Here is a 21,319-nt window from a genome sequence, read left to right as displayed (position 1 = left end):
ACTGGAGTGGTATAATCATGAAGTGTCGCGGGCGAAAGGATTACGGCTTTGGTGTCGCGAATACAAGGTATAAAGATGATTTTGCCGAAGGGGGGAAGTCGTGTGCACACGAAAAGAATAGATTACCGGCTGGCTATTCAACAGATTGTCAAGGATAGGCTCATCGAATTAGGCTGTGGCAAGTTTACTCCCCCTGAAATTGAAAAAAGCTTGGAACGCATTGTTTCACTGGGGAGCCATGTGGAGTTAGGCGCCTTGAAGTTGCTGTCGGAAACAAAAGACCAAAAAGTTGCGACCATGGCTGCCGCTCTTTTGCTTAAACTTGACGTAGATACTGGCACCTTGGTGGTAGAGGAATGCTTATCTCTAATGAATAAGCCAGGTGTAAGTGACGTAGCTAAGATGCAGATACTGCGGCTATTAACGGCTAAAGGGTTAGACGTGGCAGAGATGATGAGCCCTACCTACTTTAAAGATGCTACAAAATTGGCGCAGGAGTCGCTGCTGCACCTGCTTGAGGAGTTACAGCATAACCCAAGTATCCTCGGTAATGTGCTCGAGGATTTTGCTGAGGCGCCGCCCGAGATGCAGTATGCCTATGTACAGGATTTGGTGATGACCGCTGACCCCCGGGTGGTGCCGCTACTAGAAGCGTTAGCGCGGGGTGACGACGAAGTGCTAGCTTCAGAGGCCGTGCGAGGGCTAGGTTCTTTAGCCGAACCTGCGGCCTTAGGTGCCCTGCAGGGGCTAATCGGCAGGGAACAAGAGACGTTTTTGGCCAAGCTCGTAGAAAGAGAAGCGCGCCGACTGGTATTTAAGGGGGTCTCGCCCGAGAGCTTGCCCCCGCTTACCCTGGGGACAGTTTTTCAGGTCTTAGTCACGGGCTTAGATGGCAAAGGGTGTCGCATTGTGTGGATATCGCGTTTTATGAAGGGCAGCCGGGGCAGATTGATGGCGGTCAGCTTTCTTTTGAGCACTGAGGAGGGCGTCAAAGACTGCTATGGTTCTGTACAACTCAGCCGCCAAGAAAGTACCGCCATGTTGAAAGGGCTGCGCGGCAAGTATCCTTCCGTCGAAGGTGATTTAGTCTACGCCAGCGATTTAGTGCGCGACGCCTTGCAGCGTAATCGCCAGGGGGGCCATCTCTTGCCGCCACAATGGGCCTTTTGGCATCAAGTCATGCAACCCATTCCCATGACGCCCAAGCCATACGACTTTCCTCCGCAGAGCGATCTAGGGAGCGACCATTCGCCACAAGTGGCCGGAATTCTCGCCATCGAGGAGCTGGCCGAGTGGTACGAGGAAGACCCCTTAGTTTATGATGCCGCTGAAGAGCTCCTCAAGGTAGGGAAGCGTTTTCGTAGCGTCAATGGCAAGAAGAAGGCCGCTGACGAAGTTTTAAGCCGGGTTGCCGCCGCCTTGTTTGCCCCTCGCCTAGGTGAGATCGTGCGTCGCTTAGACTTTACCGCGGAGTTTTTGCGTCGCCGCGGCAAGTCTGACTCCGCAGAGACACTGACCGAGATTTCGCAGGCGCTACGCTTAGGGCAGCCCCCAGAAGAAAACCCATTTTTGCGCAATCTACTGACCTTAAGTGTGCGGGTGGCTGAGCATAATCTGAGGGCCGGCTTTGACTTGCGTCGTCACCCAGATAGGATTGAATAGTGGCTCTGCAGCGAATTTTTTCTGTTGTTGACGTTGAAACGACTGGGCTTTCCCCCGGACGCGATAGAGTGATTGAGGTGGCCATTGTACGCATAGAGGGCGGCCACATTGTCCACTCTTACAGTTCCCTCATTAACCCAGAGCGACCGATTCCACTATTCATTCAGCAAATGACGGGCATTACAGACGCCATGGTCGTCAAGGCGCCCACCTTCGCGGAGGTGCTGCCTGCTGTCACCACTCACTTGGCAGGTACGGTCTTTGTGGCCCACAATGTGAAATTTGACCAAGGCTTTCTCAAGGCTGAATTTACCAGAGCGGGAGGCGAGTTTCCCTCTTTAGAGTTTGTTGATACGGTGGCCTTAGCGCGCCGGGGCATGAGGGGCTTGCCTAACTACCGCCTAGAGACTCTTTGTGCCCATCTTGGCCTGGCCGTAGGCGGCCATAGGGCGCTAGGGGACGCTACGGTGACGGCCCATCTCTTGCTAAGATTATTGGCCGAAGCGCCAGAAATCGCGCCGGCGCTGTTGACGAGGCCGCGGTAAGTGTTAAAATGCTTGTAGGGAGTATGGAGGGGGTGACATTGATGACTTATAAAATCTCTGACGAATGCTTTGCCTGTGGTGCCTGTTTGCCAGAATGTCCTACGGAAGCAATTACTGAGGGGCCAATTTATGTAATTCACCCCGAGAAGTGCATCGACTGCGGAGCATGCGCTGCTGTCTGTCCTGTCGACGCGCCAAAGCCAGCCTAAGCTGTTGGCCACGGGGTACGCGTCCTGCGTACAAGTAAAAAACTCCTCCTGCCCCAGGTAGCAAAGGGCAGGGGGAGTTTTTATTTTGAGTTGATATGTTGCCTTGTGTTTATCAAGCTTGACATTGATTTTGACATGATATAAGCTTAATAAAAACAAGGGGGTGCTTTCAATGAGCGAAGAAACTAAGCAGGTACTGCAAATGCTTAATGAGGGTAAGATAACTGCCGCTGAGGCCACCAGTTTAATCAAAGCCCTCGCTGAGTCTACGCCAAAGGGCGACCATTCCGTTGATGAAATGGCGCGGCGTGCTAGGCTACAGGCCAAGGTGCTCGCCCGCAAAACCAAGGAGACGCTTAAAGGGCAGTTGCACGACACTGCCGAGGTTATCCGCGAGCAGCTGCATGGGGCGCGGGAAACGATGGAAGAGGCGGTAAAGCGCGTGCAAGAAGAAGCGCGCGCCGACTACTCTGGCGGCGGGGGCTTAGGCAGTATACTGGGCAACTTCCTAAGGAGCTTTGGCGGTAGTAGTTTCACCTGGCAGGATGATCTTTCAGGCGAGATAGATAGTGAGGACATTACCAAGGTCAGTATTCGCGGGGTGAATGGCAGAATCGAAGTGGGGGCGTCCCCTGATGACAAGTGGCATCTCTCTGTTGAAAAGAGCGTGTATGCCGAAGACAGGGACGAAGCTAGGGAGCAAGCCAAGCAAATGTACTCCGTGGAAAAGAATAAAGAAGGGCTGTTCATCGCGGCCAAGCAAGTCTTTGGGCAGCGAAGTGCCGTGCATTTTCGCCTACTATGGCCCTTAAGCAGGTGCTGTGATCTTGACCTGCTCTCCGTCAATGGCAGCATTAAAGTCAAGCATGATGTCTTGGGCGTTGTGCGTGTGACGACCACCAATGGCAAAGTTGAAGTGCAGGGTGACGCGGAGGAGGTAAGCCTTTCTTCTACTAATGGGCGCATCCTTTTTCTGGGATGTGCCGCCATGGTCGCTTGCAGCACTATCAATGGAGGCATTAGTCTCGTGTGCAAAGAGCCTCGCGAGGGGGCGTGGAGCCTAAAGACGGTCAATGGCAGCATTCGGGGCAGCGTAGGCGAGTCTAAGGACATCGGTATGCAGTGTAGAGCCAGCAATGTGCATGGCCGAGTCGAATGCAATTTGCCTGACCTCGTGGTAGAAGTAAAAAAGGGTGCCGTGGGCAAGTCGCTGTGGGCCGTGCCACGTGGCAACTTTACGCGCCACTTGGCTATCACAGCCACCTCGGTGCATGGTAGTATTAGTATAGACCCATGGGTGGAGACTGTAGATACTACTAAAGCCTAAGGTCGGGAAAAGGGGCGATTCATTATGCGCATAGCGCTTATAGCTCATGACAAGAAGAAGCTAGAGATGGTCGAATTAGTCGTAGAGTACCGCGCGGTTTTGGCCAAGCATCAGTTAGTGGCGACAGAGACTACCGGCACTCTGCTGAAGAAAGAAACAGGCTTGGCCATTGAACGCGTGCTCTCAGGCCCCCAGGGGGGAGATGCTCAGATCAGTGCCATGGTGGCCACCAAGGCTACGGACATGGTTATATTTTTGCGCGACTCCTTGACGGCGCAACCCCATGAGCCCGATATTACCGCGTTGCTGCGCATTTGCGATGTTCATAAGGTGCCGCTAGCGACTAACTTGGGCACCGCAAAAATTATTTTGTCGAGTCTAGCCAGAGAATAAGTGAGGCCACCAAAGGGGGGTAAGCCACGCGGCTGCCCCTTTTTGGCTTGCCAAGGGGGGTGTAAACTTGGCAAGTCGCCTCTCTGTATGTTAAACTGAAAACCTAGTGGCTCGTATGCCACTTCTTAAAGTGGCTCGTATGCCACTTCTTAAAGTGTTGCGCATATCATCAAGTAAGGTTGTGTATAATCGTTAGGCATTGTGGGTACGCTTTTTAGCGTCGTAAATAAGCATATTGCTCAAGGAGGTAGGATGATGGCAAGAAAACAGACTGGCATCAAGGGTTTACTCTTGGGACTAGGACTGCTTGCTGCCGCAACACTATTGATAGTTGGTTGCACAGTTGCGGGAGACAATGATGAGGTTTGGCGACTAGCAAGTCCCCTAGGGGCAGATGCGCCCGCGGATATCGCGGAGCCCGTATTCCGGGTGAGCCAGGTCACCATACTAGTGGATGGCGCGGTGCGCAGGGCTTCTGTGTTAGGAGACACGGTGGCTGCGGCGCTAGAAGAGGCGGGCATCAAGGTGGCCGAGATAGACCGGGTAGAGCCGTCTCTCGACACTCTGCTCGAAGATCAAGCGACCATTGCCGTCACGCGGGTGACTACGCAAGAGGAAGTCGTGTACAAAAGATTGGGCTTTCGTGAGGTAAGGCGGCCGAGCGCTAGCGTTAATCGAGGGGTGACGCGAGTGCTGCAGGCAGGCCGTGACGGTAGGGAGGCACAGCATTTTAGCGTAGTCTTGGAAGATGGCGTAGAAGTTGCCCGCACCTTGGTTCGCAGTGAAGTCTTGCAACCACAAGTGGACCGCATTGTGGAGTACGGCACCGTGGGAACGCTTTCACGTGGGGGAAACAACCTGCGCTACACGAAAGTTATCTATGTCACGGCTACCGCGTACACCTCGGGGGCAGAGAGTACGGGCAAGTCGCCCGGACACCCGCAGTACGGAATCACTTTCTCTGGTTTGCCGGTGCAAGTCGGCCATATTGCCGTAGATCCCAGCCTCATTCCCCTGCTTAGCAAGGTCTATATAGAGGGTCTCTGCGAGGTGTCGCGCGCCTTAAGTGGGCAGTACTTGGCCACTGACACTGGCAGTGCCATCCGCGGCAACAGAATTGACATCTACTTTGAGAGCTTGGCAGAGGCGCTGCGTTTTGGGAGACGGAGAATGCGTCTCTACCTCCTCGAGCGATAGTAGCCTGCTCGATAAGAGAAGTGCAGAGCATGTAAATAGGCAAAGTGAAGGGAGAGCAGGCGCTCTCCCTTCACTTTGCCGCAAGAATTGTTTCTTCGGGGGGTGTGACTCCGCCTCTGCTACTGAGACAAAGCCTTGTTGAGGTCGCTTAGTAGCAAGTCCACGTCAATACCGTGGGCGTTCGCGCCCTGTTCGATGCTCTCAAAGCGGGCTGCTGCGCAACCGAGGCAACCTAGGCCATGCTTAAAAAAGACGGGCACCAATTCTGGGTATGTATCTACGACGTCTTGAATTCCCATATCGCGGGTAATTTTCACTGCCGACACCTCCGTATATGTACTGCCCTCTTAGTATAACACAAGGCCAGCTCTGCTCCTATGTTATGGGAGAGACTCATGGTAGACTTAAGTCTAGGGGGCACCTAGCGAGACAGTATGGCCATAATCTCGGCGATTACCGCTTGGGCAAACCGACCGCCATTGTACTGAATCCGCAGTTCGCGTACTTCTTCGGCGCTTCCCGTGGCCAAGATGTGGCTTACCTGTGCCGGCCTTTCGACAAAGTAACCTAAGAGGCGCCAGTCAGAAGAGAAGAAGATAAAAGTGGGGATGCGTACACTGCCATCCGCGGCGCGATAATCGTCTAAGAGCGTGGGATGGGCGCCCTTGTCTAGACAACGTAGCACAAGCTTGCCCTCACTAAGGGCGGCCAGCTTAGCTAGTACCGGCAAGTTGAGGCGGCAATCGCCACAGCGCGGTTCGCTGACGGCCAGCGCATAAATTGGGCCAGCTAGCCGCTTTAGTAGGGCTAGGTCATGTGGGGAGATAGAGGCTTCAGTGTAACTTTTGGCAAACCCAGTGCGATGGTCCTCACCCATTTTGGTCACGTATTCGTCGTAACTCATCCCGCTAAAGAACAGATCTTGAATAGTAATTCCTCCTTTAAAATATAATGGGGTGATAACTGTGGACAAAGTAATTTCTTCTATTCTACCATTTCACGCTGTCTTAGAGATGCCGCCTGACAAGTCAATCAGCCATCGCGCCCTGATGCTAGGGGCTTTGGCCAGAGGAAATTCTCTAGTCTACAACTTGTCGTCGGCGGATGACGTGCAGAGCACACAAAGCTGCCTAAGCGCACTCGGTGTACGCTTCGCGGTGCAGGGTGGGGCGCTGTCGGTGCACGGTGTGGGCAGAGAAGGCCTGTGTGCGCCAGCGAGCGGCTTGTACTGTGGCAACTCCGGCACCACGATGCGACTATTGGCAGGAATCCTCGCTGGGAGCGAAGTGTCGACCATGCTCACTGGCGACGACTCTCTGCAGAGACGCCCCATGCAGAGGGTGGTCAAGCCACTCTTGGCGATGGGAGGCGAGGTCAGCACGACAGAGGGACACCCACCGCTTGTTATCAGGGGGCGCACTTTGCACCCGGTAGTTTGGTGCCCCGAAGTAGCGTCCGCCCAAGTCAAATCGGCCATCCTTTTGGCGGGCTTGTCTTGTGCGGGTAAAACCCGTGTCACCGAAATTCATCCCACACGTGATCATACTGAGCGCCTGCTCCAAGCCTTCGGGGCGAAAGTGGCCTATGGGCCAGCCTGGGCAGAGGTGGAGGGCAGCGCTGTGGCGCCCTTTAAGTTTAGGGTGCCAGGGGATATCTCCGCGGCGGCATTTTTGGTCGTCTTGGCCGCCTGCCTGCCACAGGCCTCACTGCGCATCGAGGGGGTGGGTCTTAACCCGGGGCGCACCGGCTTCCTGGAAGTCTTGCGAGGCATGGGTGCGTCGGTCCACTGGGAGGTAGAGACAGAGGAGCCTGAGCCAACGGGATTTATTGAAGTAAGTGGTGGAAGCTTGCGGAGCTTTTACATTGCCAAGGAGCTAGTCCCCCGCGTGATTGACGAACTACCTATCTTGGCCGTAGCGGCAGCGTGCGCAGAGGGACGCTCTGAAGTGAGAGACGCCACTGAGCTGCGCTTCAAAGAAAGTGATCGCATTAGAGCCTTGCTCGGGGAGCTTAACAAGCTTGGTGTGCAGACCGAGGAGTATCCAGATGGCTTTGCCATTACTGGTGGGGGCCTCAGAGGAGCGACGGTCAATTCGCACGGCGACCATCGCCTGGCCATGGCTCTAGCTGTGGCCGGTGCTCTAGCGGGCGGCGAGATGACCATTGGTGGGGCCGATTGTGTTTCCGTCTCCTACCCTAATTTTTGGGCGGACTTAGTGCGCCTGGCGCGAGGTGAGAGAGCATGATTCGGTATTTAACCGCGGGTGAGTCGCACGGGCCAGGTTTGACCGGCATTATCGAAGGCCTGCCGGCTGGAGTGTATATTGATGTGGCGAAAATAGATGCGGAGCTCAGGCGCAGACAGCGGGTGCCTGGTCGGGGCGGCCGCATGTCCATTGAAGCTGACCAAGTAAAAGTTCTCTCCGGTTTAAGGGGGGGCTACACCTTGGGCAGTCCTTTAGCGCTGTACATAGAAAACAAAGACTATGCCAATTGGGAGAGTGTCATGCACCCCACCGAGGCCTCGACAGGGGCAGTAGTTACGACGCCGCGCCCCGGCCACGCCGACTACCCAGGCGCTATTAAGTATGGCTTTACTGATATTAGGAATGTTATCGAAAGAGCGTCGGCGAGGGAGACAGCGATGCGCACGGCGCAGGGCGCGGTGGCGCGGCAACTGCTTAGTCGTTTTGGGGTAGAAATATATAGTCGGGTGCGATGTCTCGGGCCTTTGACACTGGCAGATGAGCCACAAGAGCTTGAAAAATGGCGAGAGGCGGCAAACGAACCCTATGGCTGCGGCGACAAAGAGCGGCAGCAAGCGGCCGACGCCCTCATTGCCGAATGCCGGCAAAACGGGCATAGCGTGGGGGGCATAGTGGAGATCGTGGCCTTTAATTTGCCAGTGGGCTGGGGCTCCTATGTCCATGCCGACCGTAGACTAGACGGGCGCATAGCTGGCGACCTAGTGTCTATACCTGGCATCAAAGGTATAGAATTTGGGACGGCCTTTGCGATGGCAAGGCAGAGCCCTGGCAGCTGTGGTGATGTTCTCGCTTGGGACAGAGAGCAGGGTATCTTCTATCAAGGCAGTAGTAATGCTGGGCTTGCCGGGGGGGTAACAACGGGGCAGCCTCTGGTAGTGCGCTGCGCGGTTAAGGCCACACCCACCCTCACCCCCAGTCGAACGGTAGATATCCTCACCAAGGAGGTGGCGCAGCCGGTGGCCGAGCGCAGCGATACCACCTTGGTGCCAGCCGTGGCCGTGGTGGGGGAGGCGGTACTGGCCATGACCCTCCTAGTGGCGGCGCACAGTGCGCCTGACAGGTACTAGTAACCCGTTACTTTGTCCACTTCATTTAGCAGGGGTAGGCCACACTGTAGGCGACGCAAATTTTCTAAGAAGATTGCAAAGGCCTGGCGACGGTAGTCGGCGAGGTAGCCGCCAGTGTGGGGGGTAATGATGACATTAGGGAGACCCCACAAGGGGCTGCTTTCTGGCAGGGGTTCGGTCACAAAAACATCTAGCCCAGCTCCTGCCAGTTGACCATGGGCGAGAGCTTCGGCTAAGGCCTCCTCGTCAACCACAGCCCCACGCGCCACATTGTAGAGGTAAGCAGTTGGTTTAAGCATCTTCAGTCGCGCCCTAGTGAGCAAGTTCGTCGTGGCTGTAGTTAGCGGTACCGCCAGCACTAGGTGGTCCACTTGTGGCAGTAGCTCTTCGAGACGGTCAATGCCCCAAACCTCGGTAGCATAAGGGGAGGGCACGGGGTGTTGTCTTAGGCCAATGACCTTCATGTCGAAGGCTAGGGCGCGTCTACCTATGGCTTGCCCTAGGGTGCCAAAGCCTACAATGCCCACGGTAGTGTTTTGCAAAAGAGAGGGGCGGTAGCTCTGCCAGCTCTTTTTTTGTTGCTGCGTAAGAAGTGTGGGTAGGCCACGAGCAAGACCAAGCATGAGCGCAAAGACCTGTTCAGCAATTGTGGCCCCATGCATGCCTCGCGTGCTGCAGAGCTTAGCGTCGCTAGCCAAGAGCGCAGGTGAAAGTACATGGTCTACCCCCACTGTAATCACCTGCATGAGCTGTAGTGCTTTCGCCACAGCTACTTGGCCCGGGGTCAAACTCCCCCAGACTACCTGGGCCGTGGGCAAGTGGGGCGAAATTTCTTCATCGCTACCGGCGACAATATCGGCGTTCGGGCAGCAGGACAAAATATCGCTACGCTCGGCAGAGGACAGTTCGCCTTTTACTACTATTTTGACCAAAGATAATCCCTTCTTTCTCGCTTACTTAGTCAACTAAGGCCCTCATTGTAGTGCACTTATTTCCTGGGAAATGCCGAAGTCGTTTTGCCAAGCAATTTCTTATCGCATTCGTTACGTGTCTAGAAATATCCTGCCCCAAAAATTATCTTATCGAAAATTAGGCTAAAAAATAGGTGGCCGCCGTTCTAGGCAGCCACCTCTAAATCTTTAGACGCAGAGACTTGGCAGCAGGGACTGTTTAGGGACGAAGATGCAGGGGAATGTCGTTTGGACCCCGCCTCTCAATGGTGAGGGCAGTATCGCCGAGGCCCGCAGCCCGAAGCTTAGTCACAAACTCTTGGGCGGCCGTTTCTGTCGCAAAGAGACCGGCCTCGGCCATGTAGCCGCCTTGCGCGTCGCGTAAAATGCGCACGCCTTCGCCCTGCCACTCTAAGGCTGCTCTAATGTTTTCTTCTAGCTCACCTGCGCTACCCCTCGAGGTTTGCGAATAAGTGCGTACGGCATAGACAGAAGCTGCACTCGGAGATGGTGCGGCGCTGAGTACAATCTGCAGAGCAGCGGGGGAGGTAAGCTCACGCACGACGGTCTCTACCGGCTGATTAAAGACAATCACAAAGCGCAGGGCGGAATCATCGAGAATCACACTACGGTACATCTCCTTGATGTAGGCATGGCCGGCGAAGTTAGGGTTGATGGCGCTAGGGTGTAGCCCGCGCACCCCGTGCACCTCGACAATTAGGCTGCTAGGGTGGGTGTGCTCGGTCACTTTGTACCAGGGAGCCGTCTCGGCCAGAGAATTACCCGTAGTGAAATTCAGGGTGATGGTGTCGCGAGAAAAAGTAAGCGGGCCCACATGCAAACCGTCCGTAATCTGGCCGCCGGTCTCCATCCTGTCGAGGCGTAACGCGCTGACTAGCCTGCCAAGGACAGGAATGCCCTCCATGGTGTTACCTAAAGCGGGTAGGGAGTTGACGCCTACGGCAAAGATGAGAAAGGCGGCAGCGACGGAAAGCAGGGACTTCTTTAGTACTCCCTGTAGTCTACGCCTGCTAGAGGCACGAGCTATGGAACGACGAATGGTGTTGTCTAGTTCGGGCGCGACGGTGATATGGTCGAAAGCCTGGCGCAAGGTATCTTTTGTACTCTGGCTCATTGGTCATCCTCCTTTAGTTCTAGGCGCAGTTCCTTGAGGGCGCGGTGCAGGTAGGTCTTGACAGTGCCGAGGGGGACCTGCATTACGTCGGCCACCTCCTCGAGGGTCAGGTCGCTCTGGTACTTTAAAATGACGACTGTCTTTTGCTCCCGCGGAAGGCGGCCTATCGCAGCATAGAGATCAAGCAGTGACTCGCGATTAGTCGGTGCCGTGTCTAAAGGGATGTCTCTGCTATCGCGTTCGCCCGTGCGCCTCCTCTTGCTGCAATTGATGGCGCGATTGATTAAGATTCTGGTCAGCCAAGTGTAGAAGTATTCGTCTTGGCGCAGTTTCTGCAGCGAAACATAGGCCTGGTAGATGGTTTCGCTGACTACATCTAGCGCGTCTTCTCTGTTGTCCACATAGCTGTAAGCAATACGGTACAGCTTTTCTTGGCGCGACATGACCAAGTCGGCAAAAGCCTGGTCATCCCCTCTTTTGGCGCGGGCCACTTTTTCTACTAAAGTCACCGACATCCCTCCTAGCAGCGTTTTTGCCGCTCTATACATTAGACAATGGTCAGGGTCTTTTGGTTTTGCCAGAACAGAGCAGGGCATAAAGAATTTTTCTCTGCCACAAGGCATGTAGTATAATGGACAAGTGAAGCCGGCCGAAGCAGGCTATGGTCGTGGAGGTTAAGATGGAGCTATACCTAAGAGTGGCGAGGGAGCAAGGTGTAACCTGCGGGCAGGTAGAGAGTGTAGATAAACTGCTACAAGAAGGGAACACCATTCCCTTTATCGCGCGTTACCGCAAAGAAGTAACAGGTGAATTAGATGAAGTAAAACTTAGAGCCTTAGAGGAGCGGTTAGCATATCTCAAGCAGCTCGGCGAGCGCAAAGCTGAGCTTGTGCGCTTAATAGGCGAGCAGGGCAAGTTAACACCAGAAATCGAGGCCCTCTTGGCAGGCGCACAAACGCTGCAGCAGGCAGAAGATGTCTACCTGCCTTTTCGTCCTAAGCGGCGCACGCGGGCCACGATGGCTAAAGAAAAGGGCTTGCAGCCCCTGGCAGACTACCTTTTGGCCCACCCTAGTCACACTGAAACGCAAGTGCTCGGCGAGGCTGCCAAATTTTGCACCCTAGAAAACGGTATCACGGAGGCCACCATGGCTTTGGCGATGGCTAAAGACATCATAGCAGAGCAAATGAGCGAGTCATACCAGGTGCGCGAAGCTATGCGGCATTTCTTGCGCGGTGAGGGCAGTATTAAGACAAGTGCCAAGAACCACGAGGACGCCACCTACGCGATGTACTTCGACTTTGCAGAGCCCTTGCGGCGCCTGCCGCCACATCGTATCTTGGCGATTAATCGGGGCGAGAGCGAAGAGGCGCTGGCGGTGGAGTTAGTCTACGATGAAGCTAAAGCCCTGCGCCTCGCGAGGCAACAGTTTGTAGGCAGCGACTTAGGCGAGCAGGCTGTTGTCAGTAGCGCCATTAGTGACGGTTGTAAACGTTTGCTGTGGCCATCGCTCGAGCGGGAAGTACGCGCCGAGCTGACTGAGTCCGCGGAGGCACAGGCAATTAGCGTTTTCGGGCAGAATCTTAAGCAACTCTTGTTGCAGTCTCCCGTCAAGGGCAAGACCCTTCTCGCCATAGACCCAGCCTATCGTACTGGTTGTAAGCTGGCCGTTCTCGACCCTACAGGCAGGGTGCTAGAAACAGGGGTGGCCTACTTTACCCTGCCCCACAATGACAAACTAGCCGCCAAAAAGGCTCTGCTCAAGCTGATTTCCGAGCATGCGGTCAGTGCGGTGGCCATTGGCAATGGTACGGGATCAAGAGAGAGCGAAGAATTTATCGCCCATCTTTTGCAGGAGAACAACCTCAGCCTTCCCTACACCATAGTCAGCGAGGCAGGAGCCTCGGTCTACTCAGCCTCACCGTTGGCGGTCGAAGAGCTGCCGGAGCTTGACGTTACTTTGCGGGGCGCCGTCTCCATTGGGCGCCGCGTGCTTGATCCTTTGGCGGAGTTAGTTAAGATCGACCCTAAGGCCATCGGTGTGGGTCAGTACCAACATGACGTCAATCAAAAGGCCCTAGCCAGTAAGCTCGAAGGCATCGTCACGGACTGTGTTAATTCCGTCGGTGTTGACCTTAACACTTCTTCGCCCGCGCTGTTACGCCATGTGGCGGGCATAACCCCAACTATTGCTAAGAACGTGGTCGCCTATCGCGACGCCCATGGCGTCTTTAAAAGCCGTGCACAGCTTAAGAAAGTTGCGCGGCTTGGCCCTGCTGCCTTTTTACAGTGCGCGGGTTTTCTACGCATCGCACAGGCTGAGAATGTGCTTGACTCTACCCCTGTACACCCAGAGTCGTACGAGCTCGCGGAGCGCTTCTTGCAGTACGTGCAGGCCACAACAGAGGACATAGCGCAGGGTCGCGTTAAGCTCTCCGGAGAAAAGCTCGCCAAGGCGGCGCAGGAGTTAGGCGCGGGCTTGCCTACCCTGCGGGATATCTACGCTGCCTTAGAGAAGCCAGGGCGCGATCCGCGCGAAGACGTTGCCGGGCCGGTTTTTCGTAGCGACGTTCTGCAAATGGAGGACCTAGAGCCAGGCATGATGCTCAGTGGCGTAGTGCGTAATGTTATAGATTTTGGGGCCTTTGTAGATATTGGCGTGAAACAAGATGGGCTAATCCACATCTCCGAACTTAGTGACAGCTTTGTTAAGCATCCCTCGCATGTTCTCGCGGTGGGGCAAGTAGTCGAAGTGCGGGTGCTAGGCATCGATGCCAAGCGGCAACGCATCAGCCTTTCGCGGAAAGGGCTGCAGTAGAAAAAAGACTCCCCCAAGGAGAGTTTGCAAGAGGAATTAGCTTGTTAAGCGCGAATAATGAATCAAGCTAGTTAGCCTAGTTAAGATATTATTCTTGTATACTTGGGTTTGGGCCTTTAGGGATCATAGGCTGTTCTTAGGGAGGGGATAACATCATTGTCCGAATTACTGGAGCTTCTGCGCAAAGGCGATAGGGCGGCCTTTGAAGAGGTAGTAAAAACCTACTTGGCCTTGGTGAAAAAGCGAGCGACTAGGTTGACCTCATCTTGGCAGGAAGCAGATGACTTGGTGCAAGAGTCCCTGCTTAGGGCCTGGCTTAAGGTGAAAGATTTTCGCGGGGAATCTTCTTTTGGCACCTGGCTGCTTCGTATCATGGAAAACCATCACATTGATATGTTGCGCAAAAAGCGCCGCTCGCCACAAGTCTCCCTGCAAACATTAGAGGGGCACGAATTACAGGGCCTCAAGCCTTTAGCGCGTTTAGATTTATCCGGTCTCGAAAAGAAATGGGAAAACGAAGAAATTCGCCGCTGCTTAGAGGCTGCCTTTAGTAAGCTTCCCGCAGTATATAGCAAGCTGATCGTGCAGAAGGACGTAAAAAACATGACCTATGAAGAAATGGCGGCGCAACTGGCGTGTTCAGTCGAATCAGTGCGCTGCAAGCTGTATCGCGCCCGCAAGCAACTACGGGTAGAGCTATCTAGATTGCTCGGCCAGTGTGGCATTATGCTTGGCTAGGAGAGATCAGTAGGCGAAACAAGAAGAGATGGCTTTCCTGTTGCGGAAGGCCATCTCTTTTCTGTAAGTAGGACTAATCAGTAACTGGGCCCATAAGTCCAGGGGTTACTGTTACTGCAGTAGGGTCCTGATGCGGCGTAGCCCCTCCTCAATATTATCCATCGAGGTGGCATAGGAGAGCCGTAAAAATTGTCCCGCCCCAAAGCCTGAGCCTGGTACCACGGCTACATGGGCCTTTTCTAGGAGCATGCGGGACAAGACGACGTCGTCAGCAATTACTTCGCCGCCTATAGTGCGGCCAAGGAGCTGACTTACATTGGCCATGACGTAGAAGGCGCCTTTTGGCAAGCGGCAGGAAAGCGCCGGAATGTCGTTGATAAGTTCAACCATAGAGAGGCGCCGCGCGGCAAACTCTTTGACCATGCCTGTAACTGTCGTTTGTGAACCCCGCAAGGCTTCGATACTGGCATACTGGGCAATTGAATTTGGGTTCGAGGTGGCATGGCTCTGCAGGCTGCCCATGGCCTTAGCTAAAGCAGCATTGCTCGCTGTGTAGCCAATGCGCCAGCCGGTCATGGCATAGGCCTTCGACATGCCGTTGATGACAATAGTTAAGTTCTTAATCTCATCGCCCAAGGAAGCGATGCTGGTATGAGCTACCTCGTCGTAGACGAGCTTCTCGTAGATCTCGTCGGCAATGACATAGAGAGAGTTTTCGATGGCGAGGGCCGCAATAGGCGCGAGCTCGTCGCGGCTATAGACCATGCCTGTGGGGTTACTCGGGCTATTGAGAATGAGTGCCTTAGTCCTTGGGGTAAGGGCAGCGCGTAATTCTTCGATACGCACCTTGAAGTCTTCTTCCTCGCGAGTGTGCACAAAGACGGGGACCGCCCCGACCATCTTGACCATCTCGGCATAGCTCACCCAGTAGGGGGTGGGAATAATGACTTCGTCGCCCGGGTCACAGAGGGCCAGCAAGGCATTGTATAAAGAGTGCTTAGCGCCGTTAGAGACGACAATTTGCGACGGCAGGTAGGAGAGGCCATTATCTTGCTCGAGCTTTTCACAGATGGCCTGGCGCAGGCTTTCTGTGCCCGCGGCCGGGGTGTAGCGTGTCTCCCCTTTGTTGATGGCGGAGATGCCGGCTAAGGCAATATTCTGCGGGGTGTCAAAGTCGGGCTCACCTACGCCGAAGTTAATGACTTTGATGCCCTTGGCCACCATTTGCTTGGCCATAGCGTCAATGCTCAAAGTGATAGAGGGTGTGATGTTGAGAGCGCGGTCAGAGAGCTTTTTCATTCGCTCTGCCTCCTTCATCGATATGTCTTTTGTATTCTGTATTCGATATTGGCCCATGATTCCCTGCTGGGGCAAAAGACAAATTCTCTGGCAGCGGGTGGACAATTATTGTGCGCCTGCGGTAGTTGTGCTAAGATTAGACAAACGCAGTGCAGAAGAGAGTAATTCGTTTTCTGTCGCAGAGAGCTGGCGGCTAGTGCAAGCCAGTGGCAGGGAGCGGGTGAAGTCCACTTCGAAGGCGGCCCACGAAAAGTGGTGACGGTGACGCGTTATAGTCAATGAGACAAAACAGGGTGGTACCGCGAGTAAAATCGCCCCTTATCAGGGGGCGATTTTTGTTACCCGCGGGGAGGGTTTCTTTGGCAAGTAGGCCCCATACTAGTTAGCGAAATGGAGGAGAGAAAGATGTTTGAAGCGAAATTTGTGCGTAACAACTTAGAAGCTGTGCGTGCTGGTGTCGCGGCCAAGGGCGAGACGGTGGCCTTAGAGGACTTTTTAGTGCTTGACGAAAAGCGCCGCCAGAAAGTGACCGCGGTTGAACAGCACAAAGCTCATCGCAATGTGGTCACCGAAAACATAGCCAGTCTGCGGAAGCAGGGCTCGCCAACCTTAGACCTGCAAGAGGACATGAAGGCGCTCGGGCAAAACATCAAGGAGCTCGACCTAGAAATAAAGCAGATCGAGGAGAGGCTCGAGCATATCTTGCTACGCATTCCTAACCTGCCTGATCCCGAGGTGCCGGTGGGGCCCGATGAAAGCCACAACAGGGTGTTCTCCGTGCATCACACGCCCAAGCAATTTTCTTTTGCGGCAGCGGCGCACTGGGACATCGGCGTGGCACTCGACATCTTAGACTTTGAGCGAGCCGGCAAAATTGCCGGGGCACGTTTTGCCCTTTATCGCGGCCAGGGCGCCAGGTTGGTGCGCTCCCTCATCAATTTCATGTTGAATTTGCATACTGCCGAGCATGGCTATACAGAAGTGCTGCCGCCCCTTCTGGTCACTTATGATAACATGGTTGGCACAGGGCAGTTTCCTAAGTTTGTGGACGATGCCTTCAAGGTTTCGGACCGAGAGCTCTATTTAAATCCTACGGCCGAAGTCCCGGTTACGAATATGCACCGCATGGAAGTGCTCGACGGCGCACAACTACCCCTGTACTACACCGCCTACTGCCCGTCCTTTAGGGCAGAAGCCGGAGCAGCAGGCCGAGACACGCGTGGCTTAATTCGCATGCACCAGTTTAACAAAGTGGAACTCGTTAAGTTTGTACGCCCCGAAAACTCACCAGCTGAACTTGAAACCCTGCTAAGGGACGCCTGCACAGTGCTTGAACGTCTAGAGATCCCCTATCGCGTCTTAGAAATGTGCACGGGTGACCTTGGTTTTGCCGCCGCCAAAAAGTATGACATTGAGCTATGGATGCCAAGCTACAACAGGTATGTAGAGATTTCGAGCTGCTCAAATTTCCGTGATTTCCAAGCCAAAAGGGCTAATATCAAGTTTCGCGCGAGCGCAGGTGTCAAGGCAGAGTACGTGCACACCCTCAATGGTTCAGGGCTAGCCATAGATCGCCTAGTCGCGGCCATTCTAGAAAATTACCAAGAAGAAGATGGCTCTGTTCGTATTCCGCTGGCACTGCAGCCCTACATGGGCGCGGAGAAAATCACCAAAAATTGCCAGTAAGAGTCAATTGACGAGAGTCAAAAACCTTGGTATACTGATTGATGCTGTGGAGAGATGGCCGAGTGGTTTATGGCGCTAGTCTTGAAAACTAGTGATCCTGCAAGGGACCGGGGGTTCGAATCCCTCTCTCTCCGCCACCTTTATCCTTTCACAAGCTATCTTCCATTGCCTGAGCAGGGGAGATGTGCTATAGTAGATTGGCACGGAGAGGTGGCCGAGTAGGTCGAAGGCGGTCGCCTGCTAAGCGATTATACGAGCTTTAAACTCGTATCGCGGGTTCGAATCCCGCCCTCTCCGCCATTTTTGCGCCCGTAGCTCAGCTGGATAGAGTAACGGACTACGAATCCGGTGGTCGCAAGTTCAAATCTTGCCGGGCGCGCCATATGTTTTTTGTAACCTTTCTGCATCCGTAGCTCAGGGGATAGAGCAGCGGTTTCCTAAACCGCGTGTCGGGGGTTCAAGTCCCTCCGGGTGCACCAGTGAGATCAAAGTTATGGGCATTGTGCTTGCCAGTAACTTGTGGAGCGTGCACCATGAATCACGAGTATTTTATGCGGGAGGCTCTCGTCGAAGCTCGGCTAGCCTATGAGCTCGGAGAGACACCGGTGGGTGCAGTGGTGGTTCGCCATAACCTGGTCATTGCTCGTGGACACAATTTTCGCGAAAACGGCCTCGACCCCACGGCCCACGCCGAAGTGCTGGCCCTGCGGCATGCCAGTCAGGTCTTGGGAGGATGGCGGCTTTTAGACTGCACACTCTACGTCACTCTTGAGCCTTGCCTCATGTGTGCGGGTGCCATGGTGCTGGCGAGATTGCCTCACTTAGTCTTTGGTGCCCACGACCCCAAGGCAGGAGTTGTCGGCTCCGTTATGAATGTCCTCCGCGACAACAAGTTCAATCACCAAGTAGCGGTGGTCGACGGCGTGCTAGCGGAAGAGTGTGGTTCTCTACTAAAAGATTTTTTCTCTAATTTACGGCAACGTAAGTAACGGAGAGATGGCAGAGCGGTTGAATGCGCCCGCCTCGAAAGCGGGTGAACGGTTACCCGTTCCGTGAGTTCAAATCTCACTCTCTCCGCCATATTTTGCTTAAGTGGCAGCAACTAACCCTTGCTGCCGAGTCACGGAGAGGTGGCTGAGCTGGTCTAAGGCGCACGACTGGAAATCGTGTTCAGGCTAACCCCTGACGAGGGTTCGAATCCCTCCCTCTCCGCCATTTATATAGCAGTGGCAAGGCTCTTGGGGAAGTACCCCAAGAGCCTTTTCTTGCGTCGCCTGTGATTTTGGTCGCCATGTCGCCGTGGCGACGACGAAGTGGGTGAAAAGGGGTGAAAACAGGCGTTTATACCTAGTAGTCTCGCACTTTACAAAGCTCGAGAGCCGTTCTCCTTAAGGCCTCACGGATATTGCGGTAAATGTAGATGATTACTGACCTAGCACCAGCTCTCTGCCTCTACGCGCCTGTTATGGCCTTCTCCTTCTCTAGACGCTGGCTTATTCTATGTTTCCCCCCGATGTGCTAAATAGGAAGCCCCTTGAGACAATTGTCTTAAGGGGATGCAAAATAATGGATTGTCTTGCAGGAGAATAAGGGAATACGGTGAACTTACAGCAAAGAAAACGTAATCTTTGCCAAATGGATGCCAGCAAATATCATATGTTCGTAGGGATGCATCTCCTAGTATCGATATTCATGTAAGTGGCTCAAGTGATATTAGGCGAGGTTAGAGCACTCAATGCCCTGAACGAGCAGACAAATTATAGGTTGCATCGAGAGCTACGATTCACTAGAGGACTTAAAAGTAAGTATCATAAGCCTTAGGTAAGTATGATATCGAACTAAATCGAACGGCGACTCTTGTTCACTATACTATGCAGGGATAGCCTCTTTTCATTATTTCGACTGTCAAGTTGGTACCGCAAACGTTTTCCTCAGCCCATCTTCTTTTTGCAAAAGAAGGTGAGAAACAAGTCATGCTAATCAAGTCTGAGGAGTGGGGGAGCGTAATTCACCACAACAGATTCTAGGATGGTGGTTAGGCCTGGATTGTTGACGCCGTGCTAAGAGAGATTTTGGAGGTTACCCTAGCGCAACGCAGTGGGGGGCACTCTTGTTCGTATACCTATGAAGGGAGGCTTCATATCAACCAATGGCGATTTTAGCTGACGTTGCACGACGACTTCCTGTAGTCGAATGGGTGAAATACCTAGGTAACCCGTATGCTTCACGTAGCGTTTATATTGGAGGTGATTAACATGACAATGCTGGAACCGTCAAAAGTAAAGTCAACCGAGGAGCAGTATCAAGAAGACCTGAAGCTAGAACGAACTGATGTTGGCTACGTACTATACTACGACGACGAAGTGAAGCGCTATGTGAATGCCACCATGGAGTTGTTTGGAAACAGTGCCGCAATCAAAACTTACACACGTACAGGCGAACTTTGGAAGGGATCACGAACGACTACGGTTCTAAGTTCTAATGAACGACCCATGATGTATCAGCTGCTCTCTGTCGAAGATGGTCTTAGCATAATTGCCATGGGACACATGGTAAAGGTAGACGCTGAAGCATATCTAAAGATTAGAACACACTACCAACTTTTAAATTCACGACTGGAACCAATGTACAAACAAGAGCGCGAAATAGTCTTAGGACTTGTTGATGAACTGCTTAACGATGATACTTTAGTGGTCATGCTAAATAGTTTCATCAAGGAGATGCCTGGGGACCTGTTTGCTGATCCTCGAGTGATTACACAGGTCGAAGCCTTCCTAGCTTACGCATACCAGTGGCCTCCTGGAGAGTCTCTCTTTTGGTCCGACGAACTACAGCGGGCAACGTATGCGAAAGTCAACCGCCGCGTGGTCGGGGACAAGGTTATGCAATCAATGGTGTTTGATAATGAAGAATTGGTCCGAGCTTATTTCCGAGACGGACTCGATCTGGTATCGGAAATAATCCGTGAACAAAGAGACCTTGATAAGAAACAGACTATGCACGCACTATACCATGCGATTAACAGGCTAAACCGTGATACGCTTGCTACAGCATGGTCTAACGAATACGGTAGTCACCTTGACTGTAACGAGGTTAAAGGTTTGGATCAGGCAGTAGAGGTATACCTGTCTATTGATACGATTAACCACGGTCTTATTCAATATGCGGGACCGTTTATTTGCTACCTCATGGAGAACAAGGTCTTCTCCGAAAACGCAAATTATCTGTCCTGTTTTAACGAGTTTTATAAGGTCTATCAGGTAGCACTAAAAAGACAAAAGTCGAAAACACTCAAAAGTCGTTTGGCTCAAAAGACCACCATTAAGAAAAGGGTGATATTGATTCACGATGTTGACCTAATGAACGGCTTTGAATTTGAGCGCTGTATTGTGGCTTTGTTTTCGTGTATGGGGTATGATGCAGCATTAACGAAGCAAGGGGCGGATCAAGGGATTGACTTGATTGCCGAACGAGATGGTCTTCGCATTGGCATCCAAGCAAAGTGTTACGTGGGAACCGTAGGGAACTCAGCCGTCCAGGAAGCTGCTGCTGGTATCAGATACTATAACCTGGATAAGGCGATCGTGATAACTAATAGCTTCTTCTCTGAATCAGCAGCTTCATTAGCCAGGGCGAACAACGTTATCCTATGGGATAGGACGATTCTGAGTGAGAAGCTGCTGGCTACATTAGTTGAGGGTACGTAAAGTTATACTAAATACCACATTAAAGGGACTATGTTCGGCTGACCACAGTGTTACTGCAAGCCCATAATGTCCAGCAGAAGACGGTGTATGTTGACCGGGAACTGCCGTATAACTTGTCCGGAGATGCATTGATCGGGCAGTGGTAGTAAGAGTGAGTCTCCTCAGGGGCTCTGCCCCCGAACCCCCGAGGTTTTTCGCTTATCAAAAGCCCTACATTATCAAAAGTCACTCCGAGAGGCTGAGCTGCACGCTTCACTGCCAATGTCTCAGCTTTGCATAATGTATAATCTCTTAAATCCAATCGTAAGGAGGTTAACAT

At 53.2% G+C, this 21,319-nt stretch carries 19 protein-coding genes and 6 tRNA genes; 19 read left to right on the top strand and 6 right to left on the bottom strand.

Going from position 1 to position 21,319, the window contains the following annotated elements; all coding sequences use genetic code 11:
- Positions 1–102: 102 nt before the first annotated feature.
- The 6 genes from KGZ92_11160 (at position 103) to KGZ92_11135 (ending at position 5,333) form a co-directional block, all read left to right on the top strand.
- Positions 103–1,662, top strand: coding sequence for a HEAT repeat domain-containing protein (locus tag KGZ92_11160; protein ID MBS3889822.1), 1,560 nt, complete (start codon positions 103–105; stop codon positions 1,660–1,662).
- Positions 1,662–2,207, top strand: coding sequence for a 3'-5' exonuclease (locus KGZ92_11155; protein ID MBS3889821.1), 546 nt, complete (start codon positions 1,662–1,664; stop codon positions 2,205–2,207). Before KGZ92_11160 ends, KGZ92_11155 begins: the two co-directional genes overlap by 1 nt.
- A gap of 41 nt (positions 2,208–2,248) precedes the next feature.
- Complete coding sequence (locus KGZ92_11150; protein MBS3889820.1) at positions 2,249–2,416, top strand: 4Fe-4S binding protein; 168 nt, start codon at positions 2,249–2,251, stop codon at positions 2,414–2,416.
- A gap of 172 nt (positions 2,417–2,588) precedes the next feature.
- Positions 2,589–3,743 carry a hypothetical protein gene (locus KGZ92_11145; GenBank protein ID MBS3889819.1) on the top strand — a complete coding sequence of 385 codons (1,155 nt, stop codon included), beginning with the start codon at positions 2,589–2,591 and terminating at the stop codon, positions 3,741–3,743.
- Positions 3,744–3,767: 24 nt separating this feature from the next.
- A complete protein-coding gene (locus KGZ92_11140; GenBank protein ID MBS3889818.1) occupies positions 3,768–4,136 on the top strand; it encodes a methylglyoxal synthase in 369 nt (122 codons plus the stop codon).
- Positions 4,137–4,391: 255 nt separating this feature from the next.
- Positions 4,392–5,333 (top strand): G5 domain-containing protein, encoded by a 942-nt coding sequence (locus KGZ92_11135; GenBank protein ID MBS3889817.1) that lies wholly within the window; start codon positions 4,392–4,394, stop codon positions 5,331–5,333.
- A gap of 119 nt (positions 5,334–5,452) precedes the next feature.
- Here KGZ92_11135 and KGZ92_11130 read toward each other — a convergent pair whose 3' ends face one another.
- Entirely contained in the window at positions 5,453–5,650 is a 198-nt protein-coding gene (locus KGZ92_11130) for a DUF1858 domain-containing protein (GenBank protein MBS3889816.1), read from the bottom strand.
- Positions 5,651–5,754: 104 nt separating this feature from the next.
- The gene (locus tag KGZ92_11125; protein MBS3889815.1) at positions 5,755–6,306 is read right to left on the bottom strand and encodes a thioredoxin family protein; all 552 of its coding nucleotides are present in this window, start codon (positions 6,304–6,306) and stop codon (positions 5,755–5,757) included.
- Between the two features lie 40 nt (positions 6,307–6,346).
- Here KGZ92_11125 and aroA point away from each other — a divergent pair, with 40 nt between their 5' ends.
- Positions 6,347–7,579, top strand: coding sequence for a 3-phosphoshikimate 1-carboxyvinyltransferase (aroA, locus tag KGZ92_11120; protein ID MBS3889814.1), 1,233 nt, complete (start codon positions 6,347–6,349; stop codon positions 7,577–7,579).
- On the top strand, positions 7,576–8,667 hold the full coding sequence (gene aroC, locus KGZ92_11115) for a chorismate synthase (protein ID MBS3889813.1): 1,092 nt from the start codon (positions 7,576–7,578) through the stop codon (positions 8,665–8,667). Before aroA ends, aroC begins: the two co-directional genes overlap by 4 nt.
- Here the strand turns inward: aroC and KGZ92_11110 are convergent.
- The 3 genes from KGZ92_11110 to KGZ92_11100 form a co-directional block, all read right to left on the bottom strand.
- Positions 8,664–9,599, bottom strand: coding sequence for a D-2-hydroxyacid dehydrogenase (locus tag KGZ92_11110; GenBank protein ID MBS3889812.1), 936 nt, complete (start codon positions 9,597–9,599; stop codon positions 8,664–8,666). The two genes, aroC and KGZ92_11110, sit on opposite strands and share 4 nt — an antisense overlap.
- 238 nt (positions 9,600–9,837) lie before the next feature.
- Positions 9,838–10,752 (bottom strand): hypothetical protein, encoded by a 915-nt coding sequence (locus tag KGZ92_11105; protein MBS3889811.1) that lies wholly within the window; start codon positions 10,750–10,752, stop codon positions 9,838–9,840.
- Entirely contained in the window at positions 10,749–11,261 is a 513-nt protein-coding gene (locus KGZ92_11100) for a sigma-70 family RNA polymerase sigma factor (GenBank protein MBS3889810.1), read from the bottom strand. The genes KGZ92_11105 and KGZ92_11100 overlap by 4 nt, the downstream gene beginning before the upstream one ends.
- Positions 11,262–11,431: 170 nt before the next feature.
- On the opposite strand from KGZ92_11100, the gene KGZ92_11095 reads away from it, so the two are divergent.
- Positions 11,432–13,570: an RNA-binding transcriptional accessory protein gene (locus tag KGZ92_11095; protein ID MBS3889809.1), complete on the top strand. Its 2,139-nt coding sequence runs from the start codon at positions 11,432–11,434 to the stop codon at positions 13,568–13,570.
- Positions 13,571–13,726: 156 nt separating this feature from the next.
- On the top strand, positions 13,727–14,308 hold the full coding sequence (locus KGZ92_11090) for a sigma-70 family RNA polymerase sigma factor (protein MBS3889808.1): 582 nt from the start codon (positions 13,727–13,729) through the stop codon (positions 14,306–14,308).
- A gap of 111 nt (positions 14,309–14,419) precedes the next feature.
- Here the strand turns inward: KGZ92_11090 and KGZ92_11085 are convergent, their stop codons facing one another.
- Positions 14,420–15,607, bottom strand: a complete 1,188-nt coding sequence (locus KGZ92_11085) for a pyridoxal phosphate-dependent aminotransferase (protein ID MBS3889807.1) — start codon at positions 15,605–15,607, stop codon at positions 14,420–14,422.
- Positions 15,608–16,012: 405 nt separating this feature from the next.
- Between KGZ92_11085 and serS the strand changes: the two genes are divergently transcribed.
- The 9 genes from serS (at position 16,013) to KGZ92_11040 (ending at position 21,000) form a co-directional block, all read left to right on the top strand.
- Positions 16,013–17,293 carry a serine--tRNA ligase gene (serS, locus tag KGZ92_11080; protein MBS3889806.1) on the top strand — a complete coding sequence of 427 codons (1,281 nt, stop codon included), beginning with the start codon at positions 16,013–16,015 and terminating at the stop codon, positions 17,291–17,293.
- 48 nt (positions 17,294–17,341) lie between these two features.
- Positions 17,342–17,430 (top strand) — tRNA-Ser (locus tag KGZ92_11075).
- Positions 17,431–17,497: 67 nt separating this feature from the next.
- Positions 17,498–17,593 (top strand) — tRNA-Ser (locus tag KGZ92_11070).
- A gap of 5 nt (positions 17,594–17,598) precedes the next feature.
- Positions 17,599–17,675: transfer RNA gene (locus tag KGZ92_11065), tRNA-Arg, on the top strand.
- A gap of 21 nt (positions 17,676–17,696) precedes the next feature.
- Positions 17,697–17,772 (top strand) — tRNA-Arg (locus KGZ92_11060).
- A gap of 54 nt (positions 17,773–17,826) precedes the next feature.
- Positions 17,827–18,282, top strand: coding sequence for a tRNA adenosine(34) deaminase TadA (gene tadA / locus KGZ92_11055; protein MBS3889805.1), 456 nt, complete (start codon positions 17,827–17,829; stop codon positions 18,280–18,282).
- A gap of 1 nt (position 18,283) precedes the next feature.
- A tRNA-Ser gene (locus KGZ92_11050) sits at positions 18,284–18,373 on the top strand.
- Positions 18,374–18,417: 44 nt separating this feature from the next.
- Positions 18,418–18,508, top strand: a tRNA-Ser gene (locus KGZ92_11045).
- A gap of 1,040 nt (positions 18,509–19,548) precedes the next feature.
- Positions 19,549–21,000: a restriction endonuclease gene (locus KGZ92_11040; protein MBS3889804.1), complete on the top strand. Its 1,452-nt coding sequence runs from the start codon at positions 19,549–19,551 to the stop codon at positions 20,998–21,000.
- The last annotated feature ends 319 nt before the right edge of the window (positions 21,001–21,319 follow it).

Source organism: Bacillota bacterium, assembly GCA_018333655.1.
In the GTDB taxonomy this organism is placed as follows: Bacteria; Bacillota; UBA994; order UBA994; family UBA994; genus BS524.
Note: the sequence above shows the minus strand (reverse complement) of the source record. Positions and strands in the feature narration are given on the sequence as shown.